Origin of the sequence: Nocardia sp. NPDC052316 (assembly GCF_044547795.1) — a bacterium.
Taxonomy (GTDB): domain Bacteria; phylum Actinomycetota; class Actinomycetes; order Mycobacteriales; family Mycobacteriaceae; genus Nocardia.
Genome location: NZ_JBIUBB010000005.1, coordinates 49,309 through 73,915, shown reverse-complemented (window position 1 = coordinate 73,915; position 24,607 = coordinate 49,309). Strand labels below are relative to the sequence as shown.

General features: G+C 68.0%; 25 protein-coding genes. 16 read left to right on the top strand and 9 right to left on the bottom strand.

Translation table 11 applies throughout. The annotated features are described in order from the left end of the window. The first annotated feature begins 59 nt into the window (after positions 1–59). A complete protein-coding gene (locus ACIHA7_RS23920; RefSeq protein ID WP_397293205.1) occupies positions 60–1,172 on the top strand; it encodes a GGDEF domain-containing protein in 1,113 nt (370 codons plus the stop codon). Between the two features lie 50 nt (positions 1,173–1,222). Here ACIHA7_RS23920 and ACIHA7_RS23915 read toward each other — a convergent pair whose 3' ends face one another. Then, positions 1,223–3,058, bottom strand: coding sequence for an acyl-CoA dehydrogenase (locus tag ACIHA7_RS23915; protein WP_397293832.1), 1,836 nt, complete (start codon positions 3,056–3,058; stop codon positions 1,223–1,225). A gap of 225 nt (positions 3,059–3,283) precedes the next feature. On the opposite strand from ACIHA7_RS23915, the gene ACIHA7_RS23910 reads away from it, so the two are divergent. Then, the gene (locus ACIHA7_RS23910) at positions 3,284–3,880 is read left to right on the top strand and encodes an alpha/beta family hydrolase (RefSeq protein WP_397293203.1); all 597 of its coding nucleotides are present in this window, start codon (positions 3,284–3,286) and stop codon (positions 3,878–3,880) included. A gap of 22 nt (positions 3,881–3,902) precedes the next feature. Here the strand turns inward: ACIHA7_RS23910 and ACIHA7_RS23905 are convergent, their stop codons facing one another. From ACIHA7_RS23905 to ACIHA7_RS23890, 4 genes are all read right to left on the bottom strand, one after another. Further along, positions 3,903–4,604 (bottom strand): class I SAM-dependent methyltransferase, encoded by a 702-nt coding sequence (locus tag ACIHA7_RS23905; RefSeq protein ID WP_397293201.1) that lies wholly within the window; start codon positions 4,602–4,604, stop codon positions 3,903–3,905. Between the two features lie 10 nt (positions 4,605–4,614). Next, positions 4,615–5,817, bottom strand: a complete 1,203-nt coding sequence (locus tag ACIHA7_RS23900) for an erythromycin esterase family protein (protein ID WP_397293199.1) — start codon at positions 5,815–5,817, stop codon at positions 4,615–4,617. Between the two features lie 104 nt (positions 5,818–5,921). Then, a complete protein-coding gene (locus tag ACIHA7_RS23895; protein WP_397293198.1) occupies positions 5,922–7,028 on the bottom strand; it encodes a DUF4185 domain-containing protein in 1,107 nt (368 codons plus the stop codon). A gap of 177 nt (positions 7,029–7,205) precedes the next feature. Then, positions 7,206–7,967, bottom strand: coding sequence for a crotonase/enoyl-CoA hydratase family protein (locus ACIHA7_RS23890; protein WP_397293197.1), 762 nt, complete (start codon positions 7,965–7,967; stop codon positions 7,206–7,208). A 162-nt stretch (positions 7,968–8,129) separates the two neighbouring features. On the opposite strand from ACIHA7_RS23890, the gene ACIHA7_RS23885 reads away from it, so the two are divergent. The 3 genes from ACIHA7_RS23885 to ACIHA7_RS23875 are packed head-to-tail and all read left to right on the top strand — an operon-like array spanning position 8,130 to position 11,097. Then, positions 8,130–9,659 (top strand): thiolase C-terminal domain-containing protein, encoded by a 1,530-nt coding sequence (locus ACIHA7_RS23885; protein ID WP_397293196.1) that lies wholly within the window; start codon positions 8,130–8,132, stop codon positions 9,657–9,659. Continuing rightward, complete coding sequence (locus ACIHA7_RS23880) at positions 9,656–10,447, top strand: crotonase/enoyl-CoA hydratase family protein (protein ID WP_397293195.1); 792 nt, start codon at positions 9,656–9,658, stop codon at positions 10,445–10,447. The genes ACIHA7_RS23885 and ACIHA7_RS23880 overlap by 4 nt, the downstream gene beginning before the upstream one ends. Beyond that, on the top strand, positions 10,432–11,097 hold the full coding sequence (locus ACIHA7_RS23875; protein ID WP_397293194.1) for a TetR/AcrR family transcriptional regulator: 666 nt from the start codon (positions 10,432–10,434) through the stop codon (positions 11,095–11,097). The genes ACIHA7_RS23880 and ACIHA7_RS23875 overlap by 16 nt, the downstream gene beginning before the upstream one ends. 10 nt (positions 11,098–11,107) lie before the next feature. On the opposite strand, the gene ACIHA7_RS23870 is transcribed toward ACIHA7_RS23875, so the two are convergent. After that, positions 11,108–11,893, bottom strand: coding sequence for an alpha/beta fold hydrolase (locus tag ACIHA7_RS23870; RefSeq protein ID WP_397293193.1), 786 nt, complete (start codon positions 11,891–11,893; stop codon positions 11,108–11,110). Positions 11,894–12,053: 160 nt separating this feature from the next. Between ACIHA7_RS23870 and ACIHA7_RS23865 the strand changes: the two genes are divergently transcribed. From ACIHA7_RS23865 to ACIHA7_RS23855, 3 genes are all read left to right on the top strand, one after another. Continuing rightward, a complete protein-coding gene (locus ACIHA7_RS23865) occupies positions 12,054–12,278 on the top strand; it encodes a hypothetical protein (protein WP_397293192.1) in 225 nt (74 codons plus the stop codon). Then, complete coding sequence (locus ACIHA7_RS23860) at positions 12,265–12,561, top strand: hypothetical protein (protein ID WP_397293191.1); 297 nt, start codon at positions 12,265–12,267, stop codon at positions 12,559–12,561. The genes ACIHA7_RS23865 and ACIHA7_RS23860 overlap by 14 nt, the downstream gene beginning before the upstream one ends. A 125-nt stretch (positions 12,562–12,686) precedes the next feature. Further along, complete coding sequence (locus ACIHA7_RS23855; RefSeq protein ID WP_397293189.1) at positions 12,687–13,022, top strand: hypothetical protein; 336 nt, start codon at positions 12,687–12,689, stop codon at positions 13,020–13,022. Between the two features lie 21 nt (positions 13,023–13,043). Here ACIHA7_RS23855 and ACIHA7_RS23850 read toward each other — a convergent pair whose 3' ends face one another. Next, complete coding sequence (locus ACIHA7_RS23850; protein ID WP_397293188.1) at positions 13,044–13,346, bottom strand: DUF1905 domain-containing protein; 303 nt, start codon at positions 13,344–13,346, stop codon at positions 13,044–13,046. Positions 13,347–13,451: 105 nt separating this feature from the next. On the opposite strand from ACIHA7_RS23850, the gene ACIHA7_RS23845 reads away from it, so the two are divergent. Continuing rightward, positions 13,452–14,672 carry an acyl-CoA dehydrogenase family protein gene (locus ACIHA7_RS23845; protein ID WP_397293187.1) on the top strand — a complete coding sequence of 407 codons (1,221 nt, stop codon included), beginning with the start codon at positions 13,452–13,454 and terminating at the stop codon, positions 14,670–14,672. Beyond that, positions 14,669–16,105, top strand: coding sequence for an LLM class flavin-dependent oxidoreductase (locus ACIHA7_RS23840; RefSeq protein WP_397293186.1), 1,437 nt, complete (start codon positions 14,669–14,671; stop codon positions 16,103–16,105). The genes ACIHA7_RS23845 and ACIHA7_RS23840 overlap by 4 nt, the downstream gene beginning before the upstream one ends. A 44-nt stretch (positions 16,106–16,149) precedes the next feature. On the opposite strand, the gene ACIHA7_RS23835 is transcribed toward ACIHA7_RS23840, so the two are convergent. Continuing rightward, positions 16,150–16,638, bottom strand: a complete 489-nt coding sequence (locus ACIHA7_RS23835; protein ID WP_397293184.1) for a GAF domain-containing protein — start codon at positions 16,636–16,638, stop codon at positions 16,150–16,152. A gap of 98 nt (positions 16,639–16,736) precedes the next feature. Between ACIHA7_RS23835 and ACIHA7_RS23830 the strand changes: the two genes are divergently transcribed. The 6 genes from ACIHA7_RS23830 to ACIHA7_RS23805 all read left to right on the top strand — a co-directional run bounded on the left by ACIHA7_RS23830 (position 16,737) and on the right by ACIHA7_RS23805 (position 23,017). Further along, positions 16,737–18,119, top strand: a complete 1,383-nt coding sequence (locus ACIHA7_RS23830; RefSeq protein ID WP_397293183.1) for a styrene monooxygenase/indole monooxygenase family protein — start codon at positions 16,737–16,739, stop codon at positions 18,117–18,119. Positions 18,120–18,238: 119 nt separating this feature from the next. Then, positions 18,239–19,354, top strand: coding sequence for a dimethylsulfone monooxygenase SfnG (gene sfnG, locus ACIHA7_RS23825; RefSeq protein ID WP_397293181.1), 1,116 nt, complete (start codon positions 18,239–18,241; stop codon positions 19,352–19,354). Further along, complete coding sequence (locus ACIHA7_RS23820) at positions 19,354–20,697, top strand: acyl-CoA dehydrogenase family protein (protein ID WP_397293180.1); 1,344 nt, start codon at positions 19,354–19,356, stop codon at positions 20,695–20,697. The genes sfnG and ACIHA7_RS23820 overlap by 1 nt, the downstream gene beginning before the upstream one ends. Positions 20,698–20,743: 46 nt before the next feature. Then, positions 20,744–21,259: an NADPH-dependent FMN reductase gene (locus ACIHA7_RS23815; RefSeq protein WP_397293179.1), complete on the top strand. Its 516-nt coding sequence runs from the start codon at positions 20,744–20,746 to the stop codon at positions 21,257–21,259. Then, a complete protein-coding gene (locus tag ACIHA7_RS23810; protein WP_397293178.1) occupies positions 21,252–21,755 on the top strand; it encodes a flavin reductase family protein in 504 nt (167 codons plus the stop codon). The genes ACIHA7_RS23815 and ACIHA7_RS23810 overlap by 8 nt, the downstream gene beginning before the upstream one ends. Before the next feature lie 143 nt (positions 21,756–21,898). Beyond that, a complete protein-coding gene (locus ACIHA7_RS23805; protein WP_397293177.1) occupies positions 21,899–23,017 on the top strand; it encodes a methyltransferase in 1,119 nt (372 codons plus the stop codon). 18 nt (positions 23,018–23,035) lie between these two features. On the opposite strand, the gene ACIHA7_RS23800 is transcribed toward ACIHA7_RS23805, so the two are convergent. After that, the gene (locus ACIHA7_RS23800) at positions 23,036–24,472 is read right to left on the bottom strand and encodes an alpha/beta hydrolase (RefSeq protein WP_397293176.1); all 1,437 of its coding nucleotides are present in this window, start codon (positions 24,470–24,472) and stop codon (positions 23,036–23,038) included. Positions 24,473–24,607 lie beyond the last annotated feature (135 nt).

Genomic DNA, 24,607 nt, shown 5'->3' with positions numbered 1-24,607 from the left:
AGGGAAATCCCGCGCTCGGCGTACTGCGATGAAACATCCCTCTGCGCTTGGTGGTGGCTGTGGCCAATGGTCGCGTGATGCTCGCGGCTTGGTGGCACGACCCGGCCGATTATCACTGGCTGGCGCGTGCCCTCGACTCGCACGCGGCGGTGCGCTGGACGAAGGTGGTCGTCGGCACGGGCGGCGCGGTGCTGGCGGGCATTGCGATCCTGGTGCTGTCGTCGGAGACGGGACCGCCGAGCAGGTTCGGTCAAGCGCTCGACTGGCTCATTGTCGGGTTCGCGCTGTTCTGGGCGTTACGTTGGTGGCTGTTGCCGTGGCCGAGCCGGGGCGAATCCCTCGCGCTGTTCGCCGCCGCGGATCTGGCGATCACGCTGGCCTGCCTGCAGGAGGCGGACCGGGTTTACGGCGCGCTCGGGGTTATTTTGCTCGTCATCACCGGCGGCTATCTGGCGGTCATGCACAACGCCAAAGTGCTGGCGGTGCATGCGGGCTGGACCATTGTGTCGGTGCTGGCGCTGACCGCTCGGATGGTCGCGGTGGGCGGCGATCCGATGGTCGGATCCGCGATCGTGCTGATCTCGATGGCGGCGGGAGTCGTGCTGCTGCCCACGATGCAGTTCTGCTACTGGGTGCTGCGCCAGGACGCCGTCACCGATGCGTTGACCGCCCTGTTGAACCGTCGCGGGCTCGAACTGCACCTGTCCGCGTTGGCGGAGTCCGACCGCCCGGCTCCGGCCTGTGCGATCGCGATCGATCTCGATCGGTTCAAGGACGTCAACGACCGCTTCGGGCACGGCATGGGCGACGAAGTGCTGAGTTGTACTGCCAAGCGGCTGCGCCGGGCGGTGAGCCCGCGGCTGCTGCTGGCGCGGACGGGCGGCGAGGAGTTCGTGATCTTCGGGCCACTCGACGCAGCATCGGCGCGCGCGGTCGCGGAGCTGGTGCGGCGAGCGGTCGCCGAACCGACAGAGGTGGGGACGGCGACTGGTCGGGACCCGGAATCGGTCATGGTGACCGCCAGCATCGGCGTCGCGGTTTTCGACGGCGTCGGTGACGCGCCGAAGCCCGCCTACTTACTCGCGTGCGCCGACACCGCGATGTATCAAGCCAAGCAGTTGGGCGGCAATCTGGTCGTGGTGGACGACCTGATCCCCACGAACGCCACCTGACAACGAAAAACGGCCCGGAGCGATCCGGGCCGTTTTCGTCGTTGTCGAGATCAGAACGCTGCTTCGTCCAGCTCCATGATGTCGTTGTCCAGGTTCGACAGGATGGTGCGGACCGCGGTCAGCTCCGGCAGCATGTTGCGCGCGAAGAACTGCGCGACCGCGACCTTGCCCTGGTAGAACGCCTCGTCGGCACCGGTGGCGCCGTTGTCGAGCGCCTTGATGGCGATCTCGGCCTGACGCAGCAGCTGCCAGCCGATGAGCAGGTCGCCGACGGCGAGCAGGAAGCGCACCGAACCGAGGCCGACCTTGTACAGCTCGGACGGGTTCTCCTGGGCGCCCATCAGGTGCCCGGTGAGCGTGGCGGCCATGGCCTGCACGTCCTCGAGCGCGGTGGCGAGCAGCTTGCGCTCACCCTTCAGGCGGCCGTTGCCCGCCTCCGACTCGATGAACTTCTGCACCTGGCCTGCCACGTGCGCCAGCGCGACGCCGCGGTCACGCGCGATCTTGCGGAAGAAGAAGTCCTGCGCCTGGATCGCGGTGGTGCCCTCGTAGAGCGAGTCGATCTTCGCGTCGCGGATGTACTGCTCGATCGGGTAGTCCTGCAGGAAGCCGGAGCCGCCCAAGGTCTGCAGCGATTCGGTCAGGTACTGGTAGGCCCGCTCGGAGCCGACACCCTTGACGATCGGCAGCAGCAGGTCGTTGACCCGGTCCGCGAGATCGGCGTCGGCGCCGGAAACCTGCTGGGCGACATCGGGATCCTGGTGCGCGGCGGTGTAGAGGTAGATCGCGCGCAGGCCCTCGGCGTAGGCCTTCTGGCTGGCCAGCGAGCGCCGGACGTCGGGGTGATGGGTGATGGTCACGCGCGGCGCGGCCTTGTCGGTCATCTTGGTGAGATCCGCACCCTGGACCCGCTCCTTGGCGTAGTCGAGGGCGTTGAGGTAACCGGTCGACAGGGTGGCGATGGCCTTGGTGCCCACCATCATCCGCGCGTTCTCGATGACGTCGAACATCTGCGCGATGCCGTTGTGCACCTCGCCGACGAGCCAGCCCTTGGCCGGGATGCCGTTGCCGCCGAAGGTGACCTCGCAGGTGGCGGAGACCTTCAGGCCCATCTTGTGCTCGACGCCGGTGACGAAGACGCCGTTGCGGTCGCCGAGTTCACCGGTCTCGTGGTCGAAGTGGAACTTCGGCACGAAGAACAGCGACAGACCCTTGGTGCCGGGGCCCGCGCCCTCGGGGCGGGCCAGCACCAGGTGGACGGTGTTCTCGAACATGTCATCGGCGTCGGCGGAGGTGATGAAGCGCTTCACACCCTCGATGTGCCAGCTGCCGTCTTCCTGCTTGATCGCCTTGGTGCGACCCGCGCCGACGTCGGAGCCCGCGTCGGGCTCGGTGAGCACCATGGTGGCGCCCCAGTCGCGGTCGATCGCGATCTTGGCCCACTTCTTCTGCTCGTCGGTGCCGTTGTTGTGGAAGATGGTGTTGAAGCCGGGGCCTGCGGCGTACATGTACGCGGCGGGCTGTGCGCCGAGGATCAGCTCGCTGATGGCCCAGTGCACGGTGCGCGGGACGCCGAGTCCGCCGAGCTCCTCGGGGATGCCGAGCTTCTCCCAGCCGCCTTCCTGCAGTGCGCGGAAGGACTTCTTGAACGATTCGGGGATCGCGACGGTGTGCGTCTGCGGATCGAAGACCGGCGGGTTGCGGTCGGCGTCGGCGAACGACTCCGCGAGCGGACCCTCGGCCAGGCGACGCACCTCGTTGAGCATCTCCTTCACGGTGTCCGTGTCGAGGTCGCCGTAGGCGCCGCTGTCGAGGATCGAACCAAGGCCGAGGACCTCGAAGAGGTTGAACTCCAGGTCGCGGACGTTGCTCTTGTAGTGACCCATGTCAGTACTCACTCTCCGTTGAGTTGGTGCGGTCGGTTGGTTGACCGTTCCCGCCCGTGTTTCGCTCTACCGGTAGCCGGTGTTCCGCATGCTACTCGCGGGTAACTTACGCTCCATATTACCGACCGGTAATGGGCTGGCAAAGGCTCGAGCGGGAATGTGACGCGAAAAACAGCGCCGCGCGGGGCGTCGCGGGTCGACGCGCCGACGCGGTTACCGTGAGGTGTGCGCATCGAAACGAGTGCCGGACCGGCCGAAATCGAGCTTGACCAGCCACGCAAGCCCGCGTTCCTGCTGGTGCTCACGCACGGTTCGGGCGGCGGGGTCGACGCGAAGGACATCCTGACCGTTCGCGACGCGGCGGTCGAGCTGGGTGGCGCGGTTGCCAGAGTTGTGCAGCCTTATCGGCTGGCGGGCCGGCGGGCGCCGGGGTCGGCGGTGAAACAGGACGAGGCCTGGTTGGAGATCGTGGCGGCGCTGCGGGCCGAGGTGAAGAAGGTTCCGCTGATCCAAGGTGGGCGGAGCAACGGGGCGCGGGTTGCCTGTCGGACGGCGATTGCCGTCGAGGCGCGCGGGGTGATCGCACTGTCGTTCCCGCTGCATCCGCCGGGGAAGCCGGAGAAGTCGCGACGCGCTGAGCTGCTCGAGGCAGGTGAGGTCGAGGTGGTCGTCATCAACGGCGGTAGCGACCCGTTCGGCATTCCGGACGCTGCCGATGTGGCGGAGCTGCGAGTGATTCCGGGACAGCCGCACTCGTTCCGGACGGGATTCGACGTCATCGCCGACACGGTCACGCCGTGGTTGCAGCGCTGGAGCGAGTAGTCGGGGAGCTCGGTACGCGGCCTCAGGAGACCGATTCGATGTCGCCGGCTCCAGCCGCCGGACGTGTCGCGATGACCAGTGCATCGATGGCGTCACGACCCTCGGTGGGACGGAAGACGCGTTCGGCCAGCCTGACCCGAATACGGTCGTCGGCGACGGCGTCGCCCAGGTCGGCGACGATGTCGTCCGGCGTGAAAAGGACGGACGGGTCCTGCGGACCGCCGTAACCCTCGGTGAGGTTGGGGGAGTCATGGCCGAGCACGAGCAGGGTGCCCTCGGGAACCAACAGGTCGGCGGCCTGACGGACCACCTTGCGCCGCTGCTCGGCCGGTAGGTGCAGAAAGACCATCAGGACCAGCTCGAACGGACCGGTGAGCTCGGCGGCGGCGAAATCGGTGACGTCGGCGCACTGCCAGGTGATCCGGCTGCGCACCGAGCGGGACAGCCGGGTGGCGATGGTCCGCCCCTTGTCCACACCGACCTGCGAGTAGTCGACCGCGTGCACCTGCCAGCCGTGGGTGGCCAGCCAGAGTGCGTTGCGCCCTTCGCCGCAGGCCAGGTCGAGGGCGCGGGGAAGTTCGGGCGGGTCGCCGTCGGGCTGGTCGGGCTGCAGCGGTGTCCGCCGCTCCAGCCCGAAGACGTGCTCCACCACGGTGTTGTTCGGCGGTGCGCCCCAGACCAATTCAGTGTGCGCGTAGCGCTCGTCCCAATCGGTCGCATCCATGCCCGCGAGTCTATTGATTCTCGATCGGCAGCCAGTGCACCGGCGAGGTTTCCCGGACGTGCACCAGCACGTCGAAGGCGGCGGACAGTGAGTCCAGGCCGAGGTTGGCGGTGGCGTCCTCGGCCGGGTCGTAGACGCCGCTGATGATGCGGACCTTCGCCGGCCCGCGGAACCAGTCGCGCACCGCCTCCGGTGCGTCGTCGCGGAGGTCGACGAAGTAGGCGGGCAGATCGACCGAGCCGAGGACCGCGTCCAGCAGATCGGGCCGCGGGACGGGCGCTGTCGCCACGCCGAGGTCGCCGTGGTGGAAGCCGAGCGCCACCGATAGGTAGTCGGGGCCGAACTCGTAGTGCAGGTAAGTGCCGACACCCCGGAATTCCGCTGTCCCAATCCGTATCCCGAGATTCGTGGTGTGCGCGATGCCGTCCCAGTAGACGATCTTCACTCCGGTACGGCGCTGCCAATCGATGACCCGTTCGCCCGCAAGCCGCTCATCGCCGGCGAATCCACGTTGCCCGGCGACGCTGTTCTCGTGGAAGTCGAGTATCAACGTGGCCTGCGCGCGCACGTATTCCGTTGTGGTCGGCAATGTTTCGAGCAGCGCGACCGCCGCTCGCGCGTGCTCGGCGAACGGGCGGCCAGGGTGAATGCCCTGATGGCGCTGGACATGTTCGTCCACCTGATGCGCGGTACGAATCGGTGTGAGGTGAACCTCGAACTCGCCGAGTCGATCCGGTGCGACGCGGCGAACGTGATCGAGCACGACGTCGTAGTCCGCGGGTTCCGCACTCGGCGGCTGGACGCCGAATACCCGTACCGGATCGTCGGGGTGGTCCCGATTGAATGCGCGGATCCACTCCAGTGCCGCAATGGTTTCCGTCGTCCGCCACGGCCGCCACGAGCCCGCCAGCACCGTTTCGGGATCGCCGGCACCGGTGCGCACATACTGATCCCACCGCTCGCCGGAGCGGGCGCTGTCTTGAATGGCCAAGCCACGGAATCCGTGTCGCTCGACCAGCGCACGGAACACGCGCTCCTGTACCCCGTAGATCTGCCGGGAGAATCGCGTCGACTCACCGAGGCCGACCACGGTCGCCGAACCGAGACGGTCGATCAGCGGATCGAGGTCAGGACCGGTGTAGCCGGGTGCGGTGTCGGTGACCGGATGTGCGCTGGCGCTGAGCCATTCACGCACGAGTGCGACGGTTTCCATGGTTCCTCCTGCAGGCGACGATCCGACACCGCCGAGCCTCGTACGTGAAGTCGTGTTGAGGTCAAGGCCGTGCCGGATCGCGCGGAACCAGGTTCGGGGAACCCTTACAGCGTTGTGCGCATCAGCAGCACGTTGTACTGACTGTGCACGGTGGTGAGGTAGTAGAGATCACGTCCGGTCTGGTACGGGAAGATCGACGGCGCGTACGCGCTCGGCAGCTCCCTGGTGTCGATCAACACCTCGGGCTCACTCCACGGGCCGGTCGGCTCCGGCGCGCGGCGCATCACCACCGAGTTGAACGGGTCGGTGGTGAGCGAGATGTATTGGCCCAGATAGGCGTTGTACATCACCGACAGTTCGCCGACACCCCACATGATCGGCGCCGCGGCGTTGACGTCACCGCGTCGCCAGCCTTCGCCGTCCCAGTATTCGTAGGCCCCGAGGTCGGTGATCTCGGCCTCCGGCACCCGGGCGACGAACGCGGCCTGGTTGCGGCCGGACGGGGTGCCGTACTCGTAGACGTAGCCGCCGTCCTTGAGGAAGGCGTTCATCTGGAAATTGCTGTTGCCGCCCTCGTCCGGGCGCCGGGTGGCGGGCAATTCACCCCACGTCTCGCCGTTGTCGCCGGACGCGGCGAGCCCGGAGAAATTGGTGCTCCATTGCCCGACGTCGTCCCAGCTCCGCACGGACATGAGGCTCATGAATTGCACCCCGCCCACCGAGATGCCCGCGGTCGGGATACGGCTGATCTCCAGGAACGGGATTTTCGGGCTGGGGACGAGGTCGCGCGCCTGCCCGAATACATCCCGGACGACACTGTCGAAATAGATCCCGCCCGCCGGATTCTGGGTGTGGCTGCGCATCAGAATATTGGACCGCCACGACCACATACTGCCCGCCAGCAGATTCGGGAATCCGAGGCCCGCGGTGTCGCCGAACGCCGTCAGCAACTCGCCGTTGCCGTTGTCCCACATGATGCCGAGATCGGTGCCGAGCACGTTGTAGGCCTGGGTGTTGTTCGGGCTGGCCATGCCGGTCATCTGAAAAACGGCTTTGGTGCGGCCATGGAGGTGGGGCAGGCCGGTGCTGCCATTGAGTACCGGAATGGGATTGATGGTGTTGGGGTTCGCGGTGGCCGGGGTGGCAGCACTGATAAGCAAGGCCGAAGCACCCGCCAGCGCCGATAGCAAGATGGATGCCGTTCTGGTCAAGGTCTGTGAGCCCTCCGTATCACGCCGAGCGCGATGCGACACACAGACTTCCCGCGATACACAGACCCCTCGCGGTGTGTAACGCACCACAATTCGACTGGCTGGCAAATCCTTGGGAAATGCTAGCAGCGCGATCGACGACATTGGGGCGCGTAGCTCAAAAATAAGCCCTGAGCTCTAGCTTTTCTTTGATTTACTCCCCGCTGTGGCCAGCCGAATGATCAATGGCAGCTGCGTCGCGCGTTCCAGCGCGAACGTGCGGCGTGTCGAAGCCTCCCAGGCCTTGTCGAACAGCCGCTTGGCGCCCGCGACAGCATGCGGCGAGCGGGTCGCGATGCGCTCGGCGAGCTTGTCCGCGGCGGCGACCGGATCCGCGGTAACCTCGGTGACCAACCCGATGCGCTCGGCGTAGGCGGCGTCGACCGTGTCGGCGGTCATGGCGAGCAGCAGTGCCTTGTCGACGCCGATCAGCCGGGACAGGGTGGCCGCGCCGGTCATGTCGGGCACCAGGCCGTGCTTGACCTCCATCACGGAGAACTCCGAGTCGGGGGTGGCGAACCGGAAGTCGGCGGCCAGCGCGAGTTGCAGTCCGCCGCCGTAGCAGCGGCCGTGCACCGCGGCGATCACCGGCACCCGCAACCTGCGCCACGCCCAGCACGCCTCCTGGAAGGTGTTGGTGCCGCGCCATGGCAGTGGGAGGAAGCTGCGCACGATGGACAGTGGGTCACCGGTGGCCTTGGCGATGTCCAGGCCACTGCTGAAGCTCGGGCCGTTGCCGGACAGGATGACCGCGCGCACGTCGGCACGGCCCGCGATGGTGTGCGCGGTATCGATCAGGTCCCGCAGCATGTCGATGGTGAGGCCGTTGTGCTTGTCCGGCCGGTCGAGGGTGACGTAGGCGCGGTCGCCGTCGAAGCGCAGCGCGATGTTGGTGCCCATTCCCGGATCTTACCCGTGAGTCAGTTCAAGGGTAGGGGCCATTGCCCGGCCGTTCGGTCTCTGCTCTAATCGAACGCAAGTTACCGTCAATGCTGACGGTATCCGCGTCGATGGTGGCCTGTCGTGGCACGCTCGACGCCCCGCGAGATCATCGGAGGAACAATGCTGCCAGCGGGAATGGATCCCCGGACGCCGGTGCTGGTCGGTGCCGGGCAGGTCGTGCACCGGAGCGGCGAGCCGGGACTGCCGGGACCGGTCGAGCTCGCCGCCGAATCGCTGCGCCGCGCGGGTGCCGACAGCGGCACCGGCGATCGGCTGCTCCGCTCCGCCGACCTGATCGCGGCGGCGGCCCCGGTCAGCAGGCCGTACGCGGATCTCGGCGCCCTGGTCGCCACGGAACTCGGTGCGACACCGAAGCGGACCTGGCAGTCCGTGCGTTTCGGTGGCGACGCACCGCAGCGGCTGCTCAATACGGTCGCCCAGGCCATCGCCGACGGACAGTCCGACATCGCGCTGATCACCGGCGCCGAGGCGGTGGCCGCCTGGAACACCGCCACGCGCACGGGTGCCCCGCTGGATTGGCCGGATCAGCCCGACGACGCGCAACCGACCGAACTCGTCGGCGCGGACCGCGCGCCCAACTCCGATATGGAGACCGCGGCCGGGCTGTGGGGACCGGTGTACTTCTACGCACTGATGGAGACCGCGCTGCGCGGTCGGCTCGGCCTGAGCGAGGACGAGCATCGCGCGCGCATCGGCGGTCTGTGGTCGCGGCTGTCCGACGTCGCGGCGGGCAATCCTTATGCGTGGCAACCCACACCGCAGGCGGCCGTCGATCTGGTGACGCCGACGCCCGCGAATCGCATGGTGTCTACGCCGTATCCGAAGCTGCTCATCGCGAACCTTTCGGTGAATCAAGGTGCGGGGTTGATCGTGTGCAGCGCGGCCGCCGCGACCGCGGCCGGGGTGCCGCGGGACCGGTGGGTGTTCCCGCACGGCGGTGCCACCGCCACCGACGAATGGTTCGTCTCCGAACGCGCGGATCTGGCCGCCTCACCCGCCATCGCTGCCGCCGGGCAAGCCGCGTTGGGTGCCGCGGGCATTGGCATCGACGACGTCGCGCACATCGATCTGTATTCGTGCTTCCCGGTCGCGGTGCAGGTCGCCGCCGAGGCGCTCGGGCTGCCGATCGACGATCCGGCGCGGCCGCTGTCGGTCACCGGCGGGCTCACCTTCGGCGGCGGGCCCGGCAACAATTACGCCACCCACTCGATCGCGACGCTGGTCGGCCTGTTGCGCGAGGACAACCGTGCGTACGGCCTGGCGACCGCACTCGGCTGGTACATCACCAAGCACGGTGTCGGCGTGTACTCGGCCGAACCGCCTGCGCGGCTGTTCCGTTCGATCGAGGCGCAGGTGCCCGCCGCTCGGCGGGAGGCCGCGCCCGGCTACACCGGTCCGGCCACGGTCGAGTCGTACACCGTCGCCTATCGCAAGGGCCCCGCGCCGGACCACGCCGACGAGCCAGAGGCGGTAGTGGTCAGCGCTGTGACGCCGACCGGCGCCCGCATACTGATCCGGGCGTCCGACGCCGAGACCGCCGCGGCGTTCGACGAAGGCGACCCGCTCGGCGTTGCCGCCGATATCACCGCAGCAGACAAGCTCACGCTCACCGAGAGGACCGTCAAATGACCGCAGCATCGCAGGGCGACCCGACGCACGAGCTGATCCTGGTCGAACGGCGCGACGCCATCACCGTGCTGACCGTCAACCGTCCCCAGGCCCGCAACGCGATCAATTTGGCGACCGCGCAGGCCATCGAGCGCGCCGTCGACGAGTTCGAGGCCGACGGCGCGGCGCGGGTGCTGGTGCTCACCGGCGCGGGCGGCACCTTCAGCGCGGGCATGGACCTCGTCGCCGCGTCGAAGGGGGAGATGCCGATGACGCAGCGGCGTGGCCCGCTTGGCATCGCCGCGAAACCTCCGGTGAAGCCGATGATCTCGGCCGTCGAGGGCTTCGCGCTGGCCGGCGGTTTCGAGTTGGCGCTCTCCGGTGACCTCATCGTCGCCGCCAGTGACGCACAGTTCGGTATCCCGGAAGTGCGGCGCGGCCTGGTCGCCGCGGGTGGTGGGGTGCTGCGGCTGACCCAGCGGTTGCCGCGCAGCATGGCCGCCGAGCTCGCGCTCACCGGTGGGCGGATCGGCGCCGAACGGCTCTATCAGCTCGGGCTGGTCAATCGGATCGCCGAGCCAGGCGCCGCATTGGCCGTCGCGCTCGAGCTGGCGGCCGAAATCGCCGCCGCCGCACCGCTCGCCGTCGCCGCGAGCAAGCGGATCATCGACGAGTCGCCGGACTGGTCGGTGGCCGAAGCGTTCGCCAAGCAGGGCGAGATCGCCTTGCCCGCATTGTTTTCCAAGGACGCCGCCGAAGGCGCGCTCGCCTTCGCGCAGAAGCGCGAACCGCAATGGCAGGGACGCTGACCGCCTCGGGAGAACGCGTCAGGGAGACGCAGGCGCAGCGCCGCGCGCGCATGCGCACGCGGCTCCTGGACGCGGCGGTGGAGAGCCTGGTCGAGGTCGGTTACGCGGGCACCACCACGCTGGAGGTGCAGAAGCGGGCCGGCGTGCCGCGCGGCACGCTGCAGCATCATTTTCCGACCAAGGCCGATCTGCTCGCCGGTGCGGTCGAGCATCTCGCCGCCCGCCGATTCGACCAGCTGACACAGGAATTCGAGGACATTCCGGCGACGGCTGATCGTTTGGAGACGGCCGTCGAGCTGACCATGGGAATGCTCAGCGGGCCATCGTTCTGGGCCGCGTTGGAGATGTGGGTGGGCGCGCGCACCGATCCCGAGCTGCTCGCCGCCTTCCTCCCGTTGGAGCATCGGCTGTTCGAGTTGATGCACACCAGCATTCGCGATGTCTTCCGCGCGGAGTTCCCGGACGACCCACGGGTGCCGACGATCACCGAGTTCACCATCGAGATCATGACCGGTCTCGCGCTGCGTGTGCTGCTGACCGGCGAGGTGGACCGGAACCGAATCATCCAGCACCGCTGGCGAAATGCCGTACGCATCCTGCTCGGGACGGCGCATCCGGACACGTTGACCGAGCCGCGCCGGGAACGATGAGCAGCGGGCGTTACTGCCTGGCGATGGTGTCGAGCACCGCTCGCGCGCACGCGGCGGGATCGTCGTAGAACGGTGTGTGCCCGCTACCGTGCAACGTGACGTGCTCGGCATCCGGTAGCAGCGCGCGGGCGCGGCGGCTCTGGGTGCGATAGGTCAGCAGAATGTCCCGATTGCCCCACGCGACGGTGACGGGAATGTCGGCGAGACAGCCGATTTCGGGCGGCCGCACGTCGGCGAACGAGGCGAGCGCTGGTTCGAAGCCGGGCGCGTCGGCCGCACCGTTGGCCGTATCCACCGCCACTTGCGCGCCGACGGCCCACGGCTTGCCGAAGACCAAGCTCAAGAAGGCGGTACGGCCCGCGGCGGTACCGAGGATCGTCGGCAGTGCGGGCTTCAATCGGCCGGCGAGCATGCGTGACTTGCCCAGCGACTGCTGGCACCAGGCGCGACCGGCCCTGTCCCAGAACGCGATCGGTGAAAAAGCGGTGACGGAGCGGGCGAGCCCGCGGGCGCCGAGGTTCAGCGTGATCAACCCGCCCATCGAATTACCCGCCAGGTGCGGTCGCTCGATGCCCTGGGCGGCAAGGAATTCGGCGAGTGCCTCGGTGAGCGTGTCGACGGTGGTGGTAGCGAGCGGTGCCGAGCCGGCGAACCCGGGCAGATCGACGGCGATCACGTCGAACGACTCGGCGAGGGTGTCGATGATGGGTTCCCACACCTGCCAGCGGCTGCCGATGCCGTGCACCAGAACCAGGGGCTCACCCGAGCCGGTTCGATGATGGTTCAACATCGTCATGCTGTCCCGCCTCTCGGGTATGCAGGCCAGACTCGGGTGCGTCAGCGTGGCCACTGCGCCCCACAGTAACAGCAGTCGCGCGCCCTCAGTTGCCGGTCCGCTGCTGGGAACCGGACAATTTCCGCTGGCAGTGGCGCGAAAAGTCGGTACGATAATTGGTATGGCAACGCGTAAGGTCACCCTTTCGCTGGACGAGGCCGCCTGGTCCTTCGCCGAGCAGGCCGCGGCCCGCGCGGGCATGTCACCCTCGGCGTGGATCTCTAAGGCCGCGCGGCGTGAAGCCGTGCGCACCGGGTGCGGTCCGGTACCGGACGTGACGGCTCTGGCCGCCGCGGACGCGGCCGAAATGGCCGCCGCCGAGGAGGCGATGCGTGCGGCGGGGTGAACTGTGGATCTACAACCCGCATGGTTCGCCGCGTCGTCGTACGGTCGTGCTCATCAGCAGTGACGGCATCAACGAGTCGCCGAGGCCGTGGCTGATCGCCGCCGAGGTGGTCCAGGACGATCCCGGGGACATCCTCGCGGTGCCGGTGCGGCAGTACGGCTGGGTGCACGCCGGGAACATCGGCCGCATCTTCCGCGGCTGGCTCGCCGAACGCGTCGACGAGATGGAGTCGGAGACGCTGGAACGCCTGGATACCGCGCTGCGTGCCGCGATGGATCTCTGACGGCTCGGACACGGTCCCGCAACGCGTTGTGCACGTGGGGTTCTGGCCCGATCGGTACCATCGTGGCCGACGTCCCCACGGCGTCCATTCCACGACGGTGGCCATTTCGACAGATTGGGATTCAGGTGCGGATCTCCCTGATCGCCGCGGCGCTCATCGCGCTGCCGGTGCTCGCGGCATGCGGCAACGACAAGGCGGCGGCAGCGCCGGCGGTGACGCAGGCGGACCTCGCCAAGTCCCTGCAGGCCAAGGGCCTCAAGAGTCAGCAGCTCGCCGACTGCGCCGCGAAACTCTTTGTCGAGCAGGGCATCTCGCAGGACGGCCTGCGCGTGCTGATCAGCGACGAGTACGACACCAAGGCCGCCGATCAGGAAACGCTCGGCATGAACAAGGACGACGCCGAGAAGGCCCGCACCGCGCGGACCCGGATCGCCACCGAGTGCATGTCCGCCCCACGCTGAACCCCGGACGCGAGTCCGATCTCAGATCGCGACGACCAATTCGACCTGTGCCCGCGAGCCTGCGCTGAGATCCTCGGCGCTACGGACCGCCTTCTTCACCGGCAATACGTAGGTGGCGCGTGACTTGTCCGGGAACAGCGAGGTCGACCAGCGGCTGGCGCCTATGGTGACGTGCACCCGGACGGAGCCGAACCCGCCGACGCGATGGGCGTACCGCTCTTCGATCTCATCGGCGATCTCCGCGGGCAGCGAAACGAAATGCCAGGACCCCTGGCCTGCGTGTTCCCACACCTCTGCCGTGAACGAGTATTGCGAGCCAGCCACGTCGCGACTGTAGCGAGGCGCACCGACAACTACCGTCGTCCACCATTTCGGATCGTGGTGCGCGCAACCCGTGAGCCGCGCCCCCTGCTGCGCCATCGTGGGCTGATGACATCCATCGAGGCCGAATCCGCCACAGATACCGAACTGGATGCGGTCTTCGGACCGATCTTCGAGCGCATCGCGCAGGGCGCGGTGGCGCGGGAGGTCGATCGTCGGCTGCCGTTCGAGGAGGTCGGCTGGCTGCGTGCGGCGAAGTTCGGGGCGTTGCGGGTGCCGGTCGAGTTCGGCGGGTACGGCGTCAGCGTGCGGCAGCTGTTCCGGCTGCTGATCGAGCTGGCCGCGGCCGAGTCGAACCTGCCCCAGGCACTGCGCGTGCATTTCTCGTTCGTCGAGGATCACCTGCTTGCCGAGCCGGGGCCCGGCCGCGAGCAGTGGCTGCGGACGGCGACGAGCACCCTGGTCGGCAACGCCATCACCGAGCCGGGGGTCGGCGCGGTCGATCGCTACCGCACCCGCCTGACCCGGGATGGCGACCGCTGGTTGCTCAATGGTGTGAAGTACTACAGCACCGGCTCCCTGTACGCGGACTACATTCTGGTCGCGGCGGATCGCGACGGCGAACGGGTGGGTGTGCTCGTCGACGCGAACGCCGAGGGCGTGCGGCAGCACGACGACTGGGACGGCTTCGGCCAGCGGCTGACCGCCAGCGGCACCACGGAATTCACCGATGTCGTGGTAACCGAAGATCGTGTCCTCGGCCCCGGCTACGGCGCGCCCGGCCCCACCTACGCGACCTCCTATCTGCAACTGGTGCAGCTCGCGGTGCTCGCCGGTATCGCACAGCGCGCGGAGCTGGATGCCAGGGAGTGGGTGGCGGGCCGCACCCGCAGCTACTCGCACTCCGCCGCGGGTATTCCGCGCCAGGATCCCTTGGTGCAGCAGGTGATTGGGCGCCTGTCAGCCGCGGCGTTCGCCGCCAAGGCCAGTGTGCTCGCCGTTGCCGACATCCTCGACGAGGTGCTGGCGAGTGGCGCGCAGAACGAGAAGGCTTTGGAGGCAGCCGAACTCGCCGCCGCGCAGGCACAGCTCGCGGTGATCGATCTGGTACTTCCAGCCACCACGCTGCTCTTCGAGGTCGGCGGCGCCTCGGTGGTCTCGGAGCGGCAGCGGCTGGACCGGCACTGGCGCAACGCGCGCACCATCTCGGTGCACAACCCGGCGATCCAAAAAGCCAGGGCGATCGGCGACTACCTGCTGAACGGCGCCGACCTCCCCTTCGCTTGGAGTGCGGGCGAGCACAAGTCCACGACGGGAGCGGCGCAGTGACCCGCCGAATTCGCTTCAACGCCTTCGACATGAATTGCGTCGCCCATCAGTCTCCCGGCCTGTGGCGGCATCCGGACGACCAGTCGCACCGGTACAAGGAGCTGAGCTACTGGACCGACCTGGCGAAGCTGCTGGAGCAGGGGCGCTTCGACGGCATCTTCATCGCCGACGTACTCGGCACCTACGACGTCTACGGCGGCAACGACATCGCGGCGCTGCGGCAAGGCGCGCAGATCCCGGTGGCCGACCCGCTGCTGCTGGTCTCGGCCATGGCCGCGGTCACCGAGCACCTCGGGTTCGGCATCACCACCGGCACCGGCTTCGAGCATCCCTTTCCCTTCGCCCGCCGGCTCTCCACCCTCGACCACCTGACCAACGGGCGCATCGGCTGGAACGTGGTCACCGGCTACTTACCCTCGGCGGCACGGAATTTCGGCGCCGACGACCAACTCGACCACGACGAGCGCTACAACCAGGCCGACGAATACCTGGAGGTGCTCTACAAGCTGTGGGAAGGCTCGTGGGAGGACGACGCGGTGGTGCGCGACGCCGCGCAAGGCGTCTACGTCGATCCGGCGAAGGTGCACCACATCGGCCATCAGGGCAAACACTTCACCGTGCCGGGCATCCACCTTTCCGAGCCGTCACCGCAGCGCACGCCGGTGATCTACCAGGCGGGCGCCTCGACGCGCGGTGTGCGGTTCGCCGCGGAGAACGCCGAGGCCATCTTCATCGCCGCACCGTCGAAACGGCTACTCGCGCAGACGGTTTCCCGAATCCGCGCCGCGCTGCGGGAGGCGGGCCGCGATCCGTACTCCGCCAGGATCTACGCGCTGGCGACGATCATCACCGACGCCACCGACGAAGCGGCACAGCGCAAGCACGAGGAGTACCTGTCCTACGCCAGCATCGAGGGCGGCCTGGTCTTCATGTCCGGCTGGATGGGCATAGACCTGTCCGGCTACGACCTCGACGACCCCATCGGCCAGGTACAGAGCAACGCCATCCAGTCCGCCGTAGCCGCCTTCCAGGAGTTCGACGACGACGGCCGCGAGTGGACGGTGCGCGATATCGGACGGTGGGCGGGCATCGGCGGCATGGGGCCGGTGTTCGTCGGTTCCGGCGCCACGGTCGCCGACCGGCTCCAGGAGTGGGTCGCCGACACCGATCTCGACGGTTTCAACCTCGCGTACGCCATTACGCCGGGATCCTTCGAAGATGTTGTCCGCCATGTCGTTCCGGTGCTGACCGAACGTGGGGCGTACACCACCGAGTACGTCCGGGGAACTTTGCGCAACGCGTTGTTCGAGGCGGGCGACCGGCTGCCGGAATCGCATCGCGGCGCCCGATATCGGGTGGGCGCACCGGGCTCCACCGTGCTACCCGACGAGGTCGCGCGCCCTGGGGTGGCTGTCGCCGCACCGGCGTCGTAAATGCTCGCACCCGGCGAACACTCCGGTGTTCGCCGGGCGGACAACTACGCCGAGAGGGAATCGAGAAACGCCTGCGCGACGGATTCCAGCCCGTGTCGGTCGATGTCGTCGAACCGCTCCGGCTTCGGACTGTCGAGGTCGAAAACGCCGATGAGTTCGCCGTTGTGCACCAACGGAATAACGACCTCCGAACGCGTCTCGGCATCGCAGGCGATATGGCCGGGAAACGCGTGTACGTCCGGCACGACTTGCGTTTCCCTGGACTGTGCCGCGGTACCGCAGACGCCTTTCCCGAGTGGAATGCGGACGCAGGCGGGTTTGCCCTGGAACGGTCCGACGACGAGTTCGTTGCCGTCGTAGAAATAGAACCCGACCCAATTCAGTTCGGGCAGTGCGTGGAAAACCAGCGACGCGAGATTGGCGGCGTTGGCGACACGGTCGTGCTCGCCCGCCACCAGCGCTTCGGCCTGCGCGGCGAGCTGGCGGTACTGCTCGGTGCGGTCTCCGGTCAGGTCGGCAACGGTGAACGACATGGCCCGAATGGTACGCCAGGCAAAACCGCTGTCTGCTCATTGATTCTCGCTGATCGCAACACTCACGAGGGGCGCGTCACTGCCCGGATGATCCGAACATGACAACGCAGAATTCCGTTCCCCGTTCCACCCGTACGGCCGCGGTAATCGGTGCCGGACAAACCGGCGTCACTGCGGCATTGGGTCTACTCGACGCCGGATTCGACGTCACCCTCTACAGCGACCGCGATCAGCGCAGCCTGCGCGACGATGTCCCCGCCACCGGCACCGCGCTCGAATTCGGGGTGACCCAGCAGGCCGAATCCGCGCTCGGGCTGGACACCTACACCGGCCGGGCGCCGCGGCACACCGGGCTCAGTGTCCGAATCGCCGGGGGCGGTGCCGAACTGATCCAGTTCGACGGCAATTTCGACGGATACGTCGGCATCGCCGTCGACACCCGCTTGAAGGCCGACGAACGACTGACCGCCTTCCAGGAACGCGGCGGCCGCTTCGTCGTCGAGCAGGTGACTCCGGAAACCCTCGACACGATCGCCGCGGCCAACGCCCTGACCCTGGTCGCCACCGGCCGCGGCGGACTGTCCGACCTGTTCCCGATCGACCGGGCCCGAACCCCCTACGACGCCCCACAGCGCTCGCTGCTGACGGTCACCGTGACCGGAATCGGCCACGGCAAAGACGTTTTCGCGCACCGCAGCCCGGCGGGCGGCGCGCACAGCGGCTTCTCCATCCTGGCCGAGCAGGGCGAGGCCTGGTGGGGCCCCTACCTGCACAAGGATGCGGGCCCGAGCTGGGCGTTCCTCGGCTGGGCCAGTCCGGGTAGCGAGTGGGAAACCCGTTTCGCCGCAGCGGATTCCGCCGAGGCCGCGCACCGGATCGTGCAGGATCTGTACCGGGACTTCATCGATTGGGATCTGCCCGAGGTGCTGGCCACCCAGGTGATCGCCGAGGATCCGCATTCCTGGCTGAAAGGCGCGGTGCGGCCGGTGGTCCGGGCCGGCGTCGGGCACACCGCGGGCGGCCACGTGGTCGCCTCGCTCGGCGACACCTCGGCCGCGTACGACCCCATCGCAGGCCAAGGCGCGCAGAGCGGGCTCATCCAGGCGCAGCGGCTGGTCGCGGCCGCCGCGGTGCACGAGGGCCCGTTCGACGAGGCCTGGATCGCCGAGCAGTACGCGACGTTCCTCGCCGCGCGCGGCGACGCCGCCAACAAGGTCACCCGGCTGTTCCTGAGCGACCCGGAGCTCGCCGAGATCGGCAATCAGCTCTTCGCGGCGGCCGCCGTCGACCCGAAGTTCGCCGCCGCGTTCGTCGGCCTGCTGCATCACCCGCAGCCGTTCCTCGAGATCGACTCGCTCGACGCGGCCTACGCCTTCATCACCCGCGTCACCGGCGAAGACGCGACGGCGCTGCTCGGTCGCTTCACCCCGGCAGGCAAGTTCGCCAGATCCACCTTCGCCGGCGTCCTCGCCAACGCCTGAGACCCGCACTCCCCCGCAGCGCGATCCGATCGCACAGATTCAAACCCTCGTGCCGGTCGGGCCGCGCTGCTGGAGTGGGAGGAGCTCGACGGCTACCCCCCGACCCCTCTGGAGCAGCTATGACCACGGAGCAGATCGCCGAACAGATCAAATTCGCCTACTGGGTGCCCAACGTCAGCGGGGGACTGGTCACCAGCGACATCGAACAGCGCACCGGCTGGGACTTCGAGTACAACAAGAAGCTGGCCAGGACCGCCGAGAACAACGGTTTCGACTACGCGCTGTCCCAGGTGCGCTACACCGCCTCCTACGGGGCGGAGTTCCAGCACGAGTCGACCTCGTTCAGCCTGGCGCTGCTCGGCGCGACCGAGCGGCTGAAGGTCATCGCGGCCATCCACCCCGGGCTCTGGCATCCCGCGGTGCTCGCGAAGTTCGGCGCCACCGCCGACCACCTCTCCAACGGCCGTTTCGCCATCAATGTCGTATCCGGCTGGTTCGCCGGTGAATTCACCGCACTCGGCGAGCCCTGGCTCGAGCACGACGAAAGGTACCGGCGCAGCGCCGAATTCCTCGAGGTGATCCGCAAGATCTGGACCGAGGACAAGGTGAACTACGGCGGCGACTTCTACCGCATCCGTGACTTCACGCTGAAGCCGAAGCCGCTCAACACCCCCGAACGCTCGAATCCCGAACTGTTCCAGGGTGGTAACTCGACCGCGGCTCGCCGCAACGGCGGCCGCTACGCCGACTGGTACTTCTCCAACGGCAAGGATTTCGACGGCGTCACCGAGCAGCTCGACGACCTGCGTGCCGTCGCGCGGGACAACAACCGGGAAGTGAAGTTCGGCCTCAACGGCTTCATCATTGCCCGCGACACCGAGAAAGAGGCCCACGACACCCTGCGTGAGATCATCGAGAAGGCGAACAAGACTGCGGTGCAAGGGTTCCGGGACGCGGTGCAGCAAGCAGGCGCGTCCACCAAAGATGGCAAGGGCATGTGGGCGGACTCCTCCTTCGAGGACCTCGTGCAGTACAACGACGGCTTCCGTACGAAGCTGATCGGCACGCCGGAGCAGGTGGCCGAGCGGATCGTCGCCTACCGCGAGCTCGGTGTCGACCTGATCCTCGGCGGCTTCCTGCACTTTCAAGAGGAAGTCGAGTACTTCGGCGCGAAAGTCCTTCCGCTGGTTCGCGAACTGGAGGCCGCACGGCGTCCGGTCGCGGCGGTGGGCTGATGACCGTCTCCGATGGGCGGCGCTCCCGTACTGCCGCGTGGCCACCTTCGGCCGACAGCGGGGGCGTCGCTCTCGCGACCGATCGCATAACCTCGGCGGCGCAGGCGGTTTCGGTCGCCGAACGCCTCGCGGCGGACTTCGCGTCCGGTGCCGCCGCGCGCGACCGCGGCCGGATACTGCCGCATCCGGAGGTGCGGCGGCTCGCGGCCAGCGGGTTGCTCGCCATCACCGTGCCCGCCGAGTACGGCGGCGCGGATCTGCCGCCGAGCGCGGTGGCGGAGGTGGTGCGGATTCTCGCGACCGCCGATCCGAACATCGCGCAGATCCCGCACAGTCACTTCGTGTACGTGAATCTGGTGCGGCTGGCCGGTTCCCCGGCGCAGTGCCAGCGCTACTTCGCACAGGTGCTCGACGGTGCGCGGATCGCCAACGCGCAGTCCGAGCGCGGCGGTGCCACCATTGCCGACATCAGCACCACGCTGCGGCCCGCGGGCAGCGGGTTCCGGGTCGACGGGCGTAAGTTCTACTGCACCGGTTCACTTTTCGCGAATGTGCTCGCCGTGCTCACCAAGCTCGACGATGCCGAGGGGCGCAGCGGTTTAGCGCCGGGGGAGTACATCGCCTACCTGCCTGCCGATACGCCAGGCGTGCGAATCATCGACGACTGGAACGGTATCGGCCAGCGCACCACCGGCAGCGGAACGGTGTCGTTCGACGAGGTGCTGGTCGAGCGGGGCCAGCTCATCCGCCGCAGCGCCGCCGTGCAGGCACCCAACGGTTACGGTGCGTTCGCGCAACTACTGCACGCTGCCATCGATGCGGGAATCGCTCGTGGAGCGCTGACGGCCGCAACGGAATTCGTGCGCACCACGAGCCGTCCCTGGTTCGAAGCCGATGTCGCCCGCGCCGTCGACGATCCGCTCCTGATTCAGCGTTTCGGTGAGCTGTCGGTCGTGGTCACCGCGGCCGAGGCGACCCTGATCGCCGCAGGCAAGGCCGTCGACGCGGCCACCACGCAGCGCAGTGCGGTACCACCCGATGGGGGGATTGACGGCGTCGGATCGCGTGGCACAGTGGTAGATATCGAGCAAGAGGAGGGCGCCGCTCGCGCCTCGCTGGCGGTTGCCGCAGCGAAGGTGCTGGCCGATCGGGCGGCCAACGAGGTGTCGAGCGCGCTGTTCGAAGTGGGGGGAACCCGAAGTGCCGCTACCGATCTCAATCTGCATCACTTCTGGCGCAATGCGCGTACGCACACCCTGCACGATCCGATCCGCTGGAAGTACCAGCACCTCGGCCGTGCGCTGTTGCACGGTACCGCGCCACCGTTGCACGGCGTGATCTGACCGGCCCGCCGGTCGAACCAGCACGTGATCGAAAAGGATACGAAAAGTGACAGTGACGGTCGTAGTCGGCAATCCGAAGCCCGCCTCACGCACCCTGACGGCGGCCACACTGGTCGCGAAGGGGCTGCGTCCGGACGCGGAGCCCGCGGTAATCGACCTGGTCGATTTCGGCGCCGCCCTGCTCGGCTGGGGTGATCCCGGCGTCGCCGCGGCGGTCCGCACGGTCGCCGATTCGGAGCTGGTCGTTTTCGCGAGCCCGACGTTCAAGGCCACCTACACCGGCCTGTTGAAACTGTTCCTCGAGCAGTTCGACGGCGGCACCGGGCTGGCGGGTGTGCTGGCCGTTCCGGTGATGCTCGGTGCCGGCCCCGCCCACGCGCTGGCGCCGGACCTGCTGCTCAAGCCCGTACTCGTCGAACTCGGCGCCACCGCCGCGCTGCCCGGGCTGTACCTGTCGGATCGGACCTTCCGCGAGGACGGCGTGCTCGACGCCTACAGCGAGCGCTGGCGGCCGGTCGCCCGGGCGCTGGCCGTGGGCGCGGAGGTGCCCGATCATGCATGAGCTCTTCGAGTTTCCCGCCGACGGTGGCGGATTGCGCCGCGCCTTCGCCAACTTCCCCAGCGGCGTGGTCGCGGTGTGCGCCGAAATCGACGGCACCCCACACGGTCTCGCGGTGAGCACGTTCGTTCCGGTGTCGCTCGACCCGCCGTTGGTGTCGTTCTGTGTGCAGAATTCCTCGTCGACCTGGCCGAGACTGGCCGCCGCAGGCCATCTCGGCTTGAGCCTGCTCGGGACCGGTCAGCAGGACGCGGCCCGCACGCTCGGCGCCCGCAACGGTGACCGATTCCGCGGTACCGAACTGCATCGTGGCACCGGTGAGGCGATCTTCATCGACGGTGCGTCCGCGTGGATCGAGGGCGTGCCGGAGGCCCAGGTGCCCGCGGGCGATCATGCGGTCGTCATCCTGCGGATCCACCGGATCGCCACCCGCACCGACGTCGACCCGCTCGTCTTCCACGGCAGCAGATTCCGTCGACTGCACGCCGAGGCCAGCTAGGCAGCCGTCGCCGCGTCGATCAGCCCTGGTCACGTCGGTGCCGAGCGGGTATGGGAACATGAGTTGCATCTATTCGGAAGGGTCGACAACTCCTCGTCGCGGTGCACGCCGTGCCCTGCCTGTTCGACAACGAGGAGCCGCCGATGTCCACGATCACCTGGACCGAAGCCGATGCCGAACGATCCGCCCCTTGGCATTCCGAGAGCGCGGCGTCGGCCCCGACCCGGATCGTGGTGGCCGACGATCGGATGACCGCCGAGACCGCGTACCGCCTGGCCTGCGAGGGCACCGCGCTGCTGTGGCGCGGCGACTACCACAATGCCCGCCAGCTGCTCCAGGCGATGGGCCGTCGGGTCGACCGGAAAGCGCCCGGGCCGGCCGATAGTCCGGCCGAGGCGTTCCGGCTGCAGCGCAGGGCGCGCAACCATCGCGCGCGGGTGCTCGGCAAGCTACTCGTCCAGCTCGAGCAAGACCACACACTCGCGCTGCGCCGCGCTCCCGACGTGCGCAAGGCCTGCGACGACGTGTACGGGCCGGCGCAGGGGCCGATGCTCATCGCGCTCACCGAACTGCTCGGCGTGCTCGGTGCGGCCCAGTGGCGGGAGAAGGGGGTGCGGATTCCCGCGCTCGACGCCACCATCTACCCGCATTACGGCGTGTTCTCGCCGATCCGCGGTGAATACATCGAGCTGGTCGCGCAGGCCCCCCTCGCAGGCGACGTGCGCACCGCGTTCGACCTCGGCACCGGGACCGGGGTGCTGGCCGCCCTGTTGGCCCGTCGCGGTGTCGGCCACATCGTGGCCACCGACGACAGCCCGCGTGCGCTGGCCTGTGCCCGCGACAATATCGACCGGCTGGACCTCACCCGCTCGGTCTCGGTCGTCGGTCCCACGCTTTTTCCGGACGGTCGCGCCGACCTCATCGTCTGCAATCCGCCGTGGCTGCCTGCCCGGCCGACCTCCGCGATCGAGCACGGGGTGTACGACCAGGACAGTGCGATGCTTCGCGGTTTCCTGGCCGGCCTGGCCGCTCATCTCGAGCCGGGCGGCGAAGGGTGGCTCATTCTGTCCGACCTCGCCGAGCACCTCGGGTTGCGCACCCGCGACGATCTGCTGGCCCTGATCGAGGGTGCCGGTCTGCACGTCGTCGATAAGACCGACACCACTGCGCAGCATCCGCGCGCCAAGGACACCACCGACCCGCTGCATACTGCCCGCGCCGCGGAGGTCACCTCGCTCTGGCGGCTGACTGTCACGCCGTAGTGGCGGTCTCGCGCTCAATCAGGCTGCGGGACAGCGATTCTGCGGGATCGTCAAGTCGATGAGGTATCGGTCGGCGGCACCGGTGGTGCAAGGGGAGCGGTCGTACATGCCGTGACCCCAGCCTTCGTAGGTCAGCAGGGTGGCGTCCGGAGTGTGCTGCGCGACGCCCACTGCCCACTCGTGCGGAGTCGACGGGTCGTGGAGCGAGTTCATGATGAGAATCGGTGGGCCGTCCACGATCTGCGGGCGGTGCGCCGGGTTCGCCGGTGCGATAGGCCAGCCGGAGCACAAAGCGCCTGCGCCCCAAGCGAAGTGGGCCCGCAGCGGAGCGGCGTTCGCCGTCTGTTCCTGCCACAGCTGGTTCCACTGGCTCTGGTCGGCGATATCGAATCGCCAGTCGGAGCAGAGAATGACCTGCGGCATCGGAACCGCCTGGCCTTGCTGCCGCGGGGCCGCAGGCGGCAGTGGACCGGCCGTCGGCTGGTCGGCCAGTGCCCGCAGATCCGTTGCCAGCTTGGACCATTCGGGCCGATACAGCCGTTGGATGACCTGTGCGTTCAGGTCGAACGGGCCTAGCTGCTTGTTCGCGTCGGCCAGGTCGCGTAGCTCGCCGCGGGCCGACTTGGCGTATACCTCGCTGAAGATCTGACCGACGTCCGCACCGTGCAGGACACACTGGACGTCCTCGGCGCACCACGCCGCGAATTCACCGTAAGCATCCTTGGCCGCCCGTGCTTCACTGTTCATGAACGCTCGCCCGTCCAAACTGTGGTCGTCCACGCTGTCCATCAGCAAGGCGCGCAGGCGTTTCGGGAACAACTCCGCATACGACTGCGCGGGCATCGTCCCGTAAGACCTGCTGTAGATACTGATCTGGTCCGCACCGACCGCCACCCGCAGCGCCTCCACATCCCGCGCGACACTCGCCGCGTCGAGGTAATCCATCAACGCCCCGGTGTACTGCCGACAACTCGCCGCGAGATCCCTTGCATACGAATGCACTTCCTCGATCCGCCCACCCAGATCCGGCACAAAATTCGGCCGATACCCCGCCAGCCCCGCGTCACACCGCACCGGATGACTCCGCTTCACCCCTCGCGGATCAAGACTCACAATATCGAACCGCCCCCGCAACTCCGCCGAAAACTTGCCCCCCTTCAGGATCTCATCCACCCCTGACGTCCCGGGCCCACCCGGCAACGAAACCAACGTCCCCACCTTCTGCCCAGGCTCGTCGGCGCGATCCCGCACCACCGCGATCCCGATCTTCTCCCCCTCCGGCTTACCCCAATCAACCGGCACTGTGACTGTGCCACAGTCGAAATCACGATCCTCCGAACACGGCTCCCACCGCAACGCCGACACAGGCTCAGCATCCGACGTACAAGCGGTCACCGCCCCCGAACAAACCCCCACGGCCAGGCCGACGGCCAATACAGTGCGACGAATCAACATGCCCAGATGGTCGACCCCCCGATCCCCACCCCACATCACCCCAACGAGCCACCCCCACTACCCCTCCGGTACTGAGCCCGACCCCCAGGCAAAGAAAATGCCCCGCACCAGAACATCCGGCCAGGGCATTCACTG

Coding starts and splice junctions, on each gene's coding strand:
- ACIHA7_RS23915 (WP_397293832.1), bottom strand. CDS start 3,058: ATGGGTCACTACAAGAGCAACGTCCGCGACCTGGAGTTCAACCTCTTC.
- ACIHA7_RS23905 (WP_397293201.1), bottom strand. CDS start 4,604: ATGGATGCGACCGATTGGGACGAGCGCTACGCGCACACTGAATTGGTC.
- ACIHA7_RS23900 (WP_397293199.1), bottom strand. CDS start 5,817: ATGGAAACCGTCGCACTCGTGCGTGAATGGCTCAGCGCCAGCGCACAT.
- ACIHA7_RS23890 (WP_397293197.1), bottom strand. CDS start 7,967: ATGGGCACCAACATCGCGCTGCGCTTCGACGGCGACCGCGCCTACGTC.
- ACIHA7_RS23885 (WP_397293196.1), top strand. CDS start 8,130: ATGCTGCCAGCGGGAATGGATCCCCGGACGCCGGTGCTGGTCGGTGCC.
- ACIHA7_RS23880 (WP_397293195.1), top strand. CDS start 9,656: ATGACCGCAGCATCGCAGGGCGACCCGACGCACGAGCTGATCCTGGTC.
- ACIHA7_RS23875 (WP_397293194.1), top strand. CDS start 10,432: ATGGCAGGGACGCTGACCGCCTCGGGAGAACGCGTCAGGGAGACGCAG.
- ACIHA7_RS23870 (WP_397293193.1), bottom strand. CDS start 11,893: ATGACGATGTTGAACCATCATCGAACCGGCTCGGGTGAGCCCCTGGTT.
- ACIHA7_RS23865 (WP_397293192.1), top strand. CDS start 12,054: ATGGCAACGCGTAAGGTCACCCTTTCGCTGGACGAGGCCGCCTGGTCC.
- ACIHA7_RS23845 (WP_397293187.1), top strand. CDS start 13,452: ATGACATCCATCGAGGCCGAATCCGCCACAGATACCGAACTGGATGCG.
- ACIHA7_RS23835 (WP_397293184.1), bottom strand. CDS start 16,638: ATGTCGTTCACCGTTGCCGACCTGACCGGAGACCGCACCGAGCAGTAC.
- ACIHA7_RS23830 (WP_397293183.1), top strand. CDS start 16,737: ATGACAACGCAGAATTCCGTTCCCCGTTCCACCCGTACGGCCGCGGTA.
- sfnG (WP_397293181.1), top strand. CDS start 18,239: ATGACCACGGAGCAGATCGCCGAACAGATCAAATTCGCCTACTGGGTG.
- ACIHA7_RS23820 (WP_397293180.1), top strand. CDS start 19,354: ATGACCGTCTCCGATGGGCGGCGCTCCCGTACTGCCGCGTGGCCACCT.
- ACIHA7_RS23810 (WP_397293178.1), top strand. CDS start 21,252: ATGCATGAGCTCTTCGAGTTTCCCGCCGACGGTGGCGGATTGCGCCGC.
- ACIHA7_RS23805 (WP_397293177.1), top strand. CDS start 21,899: ATGTCCACGATCACCTGGACCGAAGCCGATGCCGAACGATCCGCCCCT.
- ACIHA7_RS23800 (WP_397293176.1), bottom strand. CDS start 24,472: ATGTTGATTCGTCGCACTGTATTGGCCGTCGGCCTGGCCGTGGGGGTT.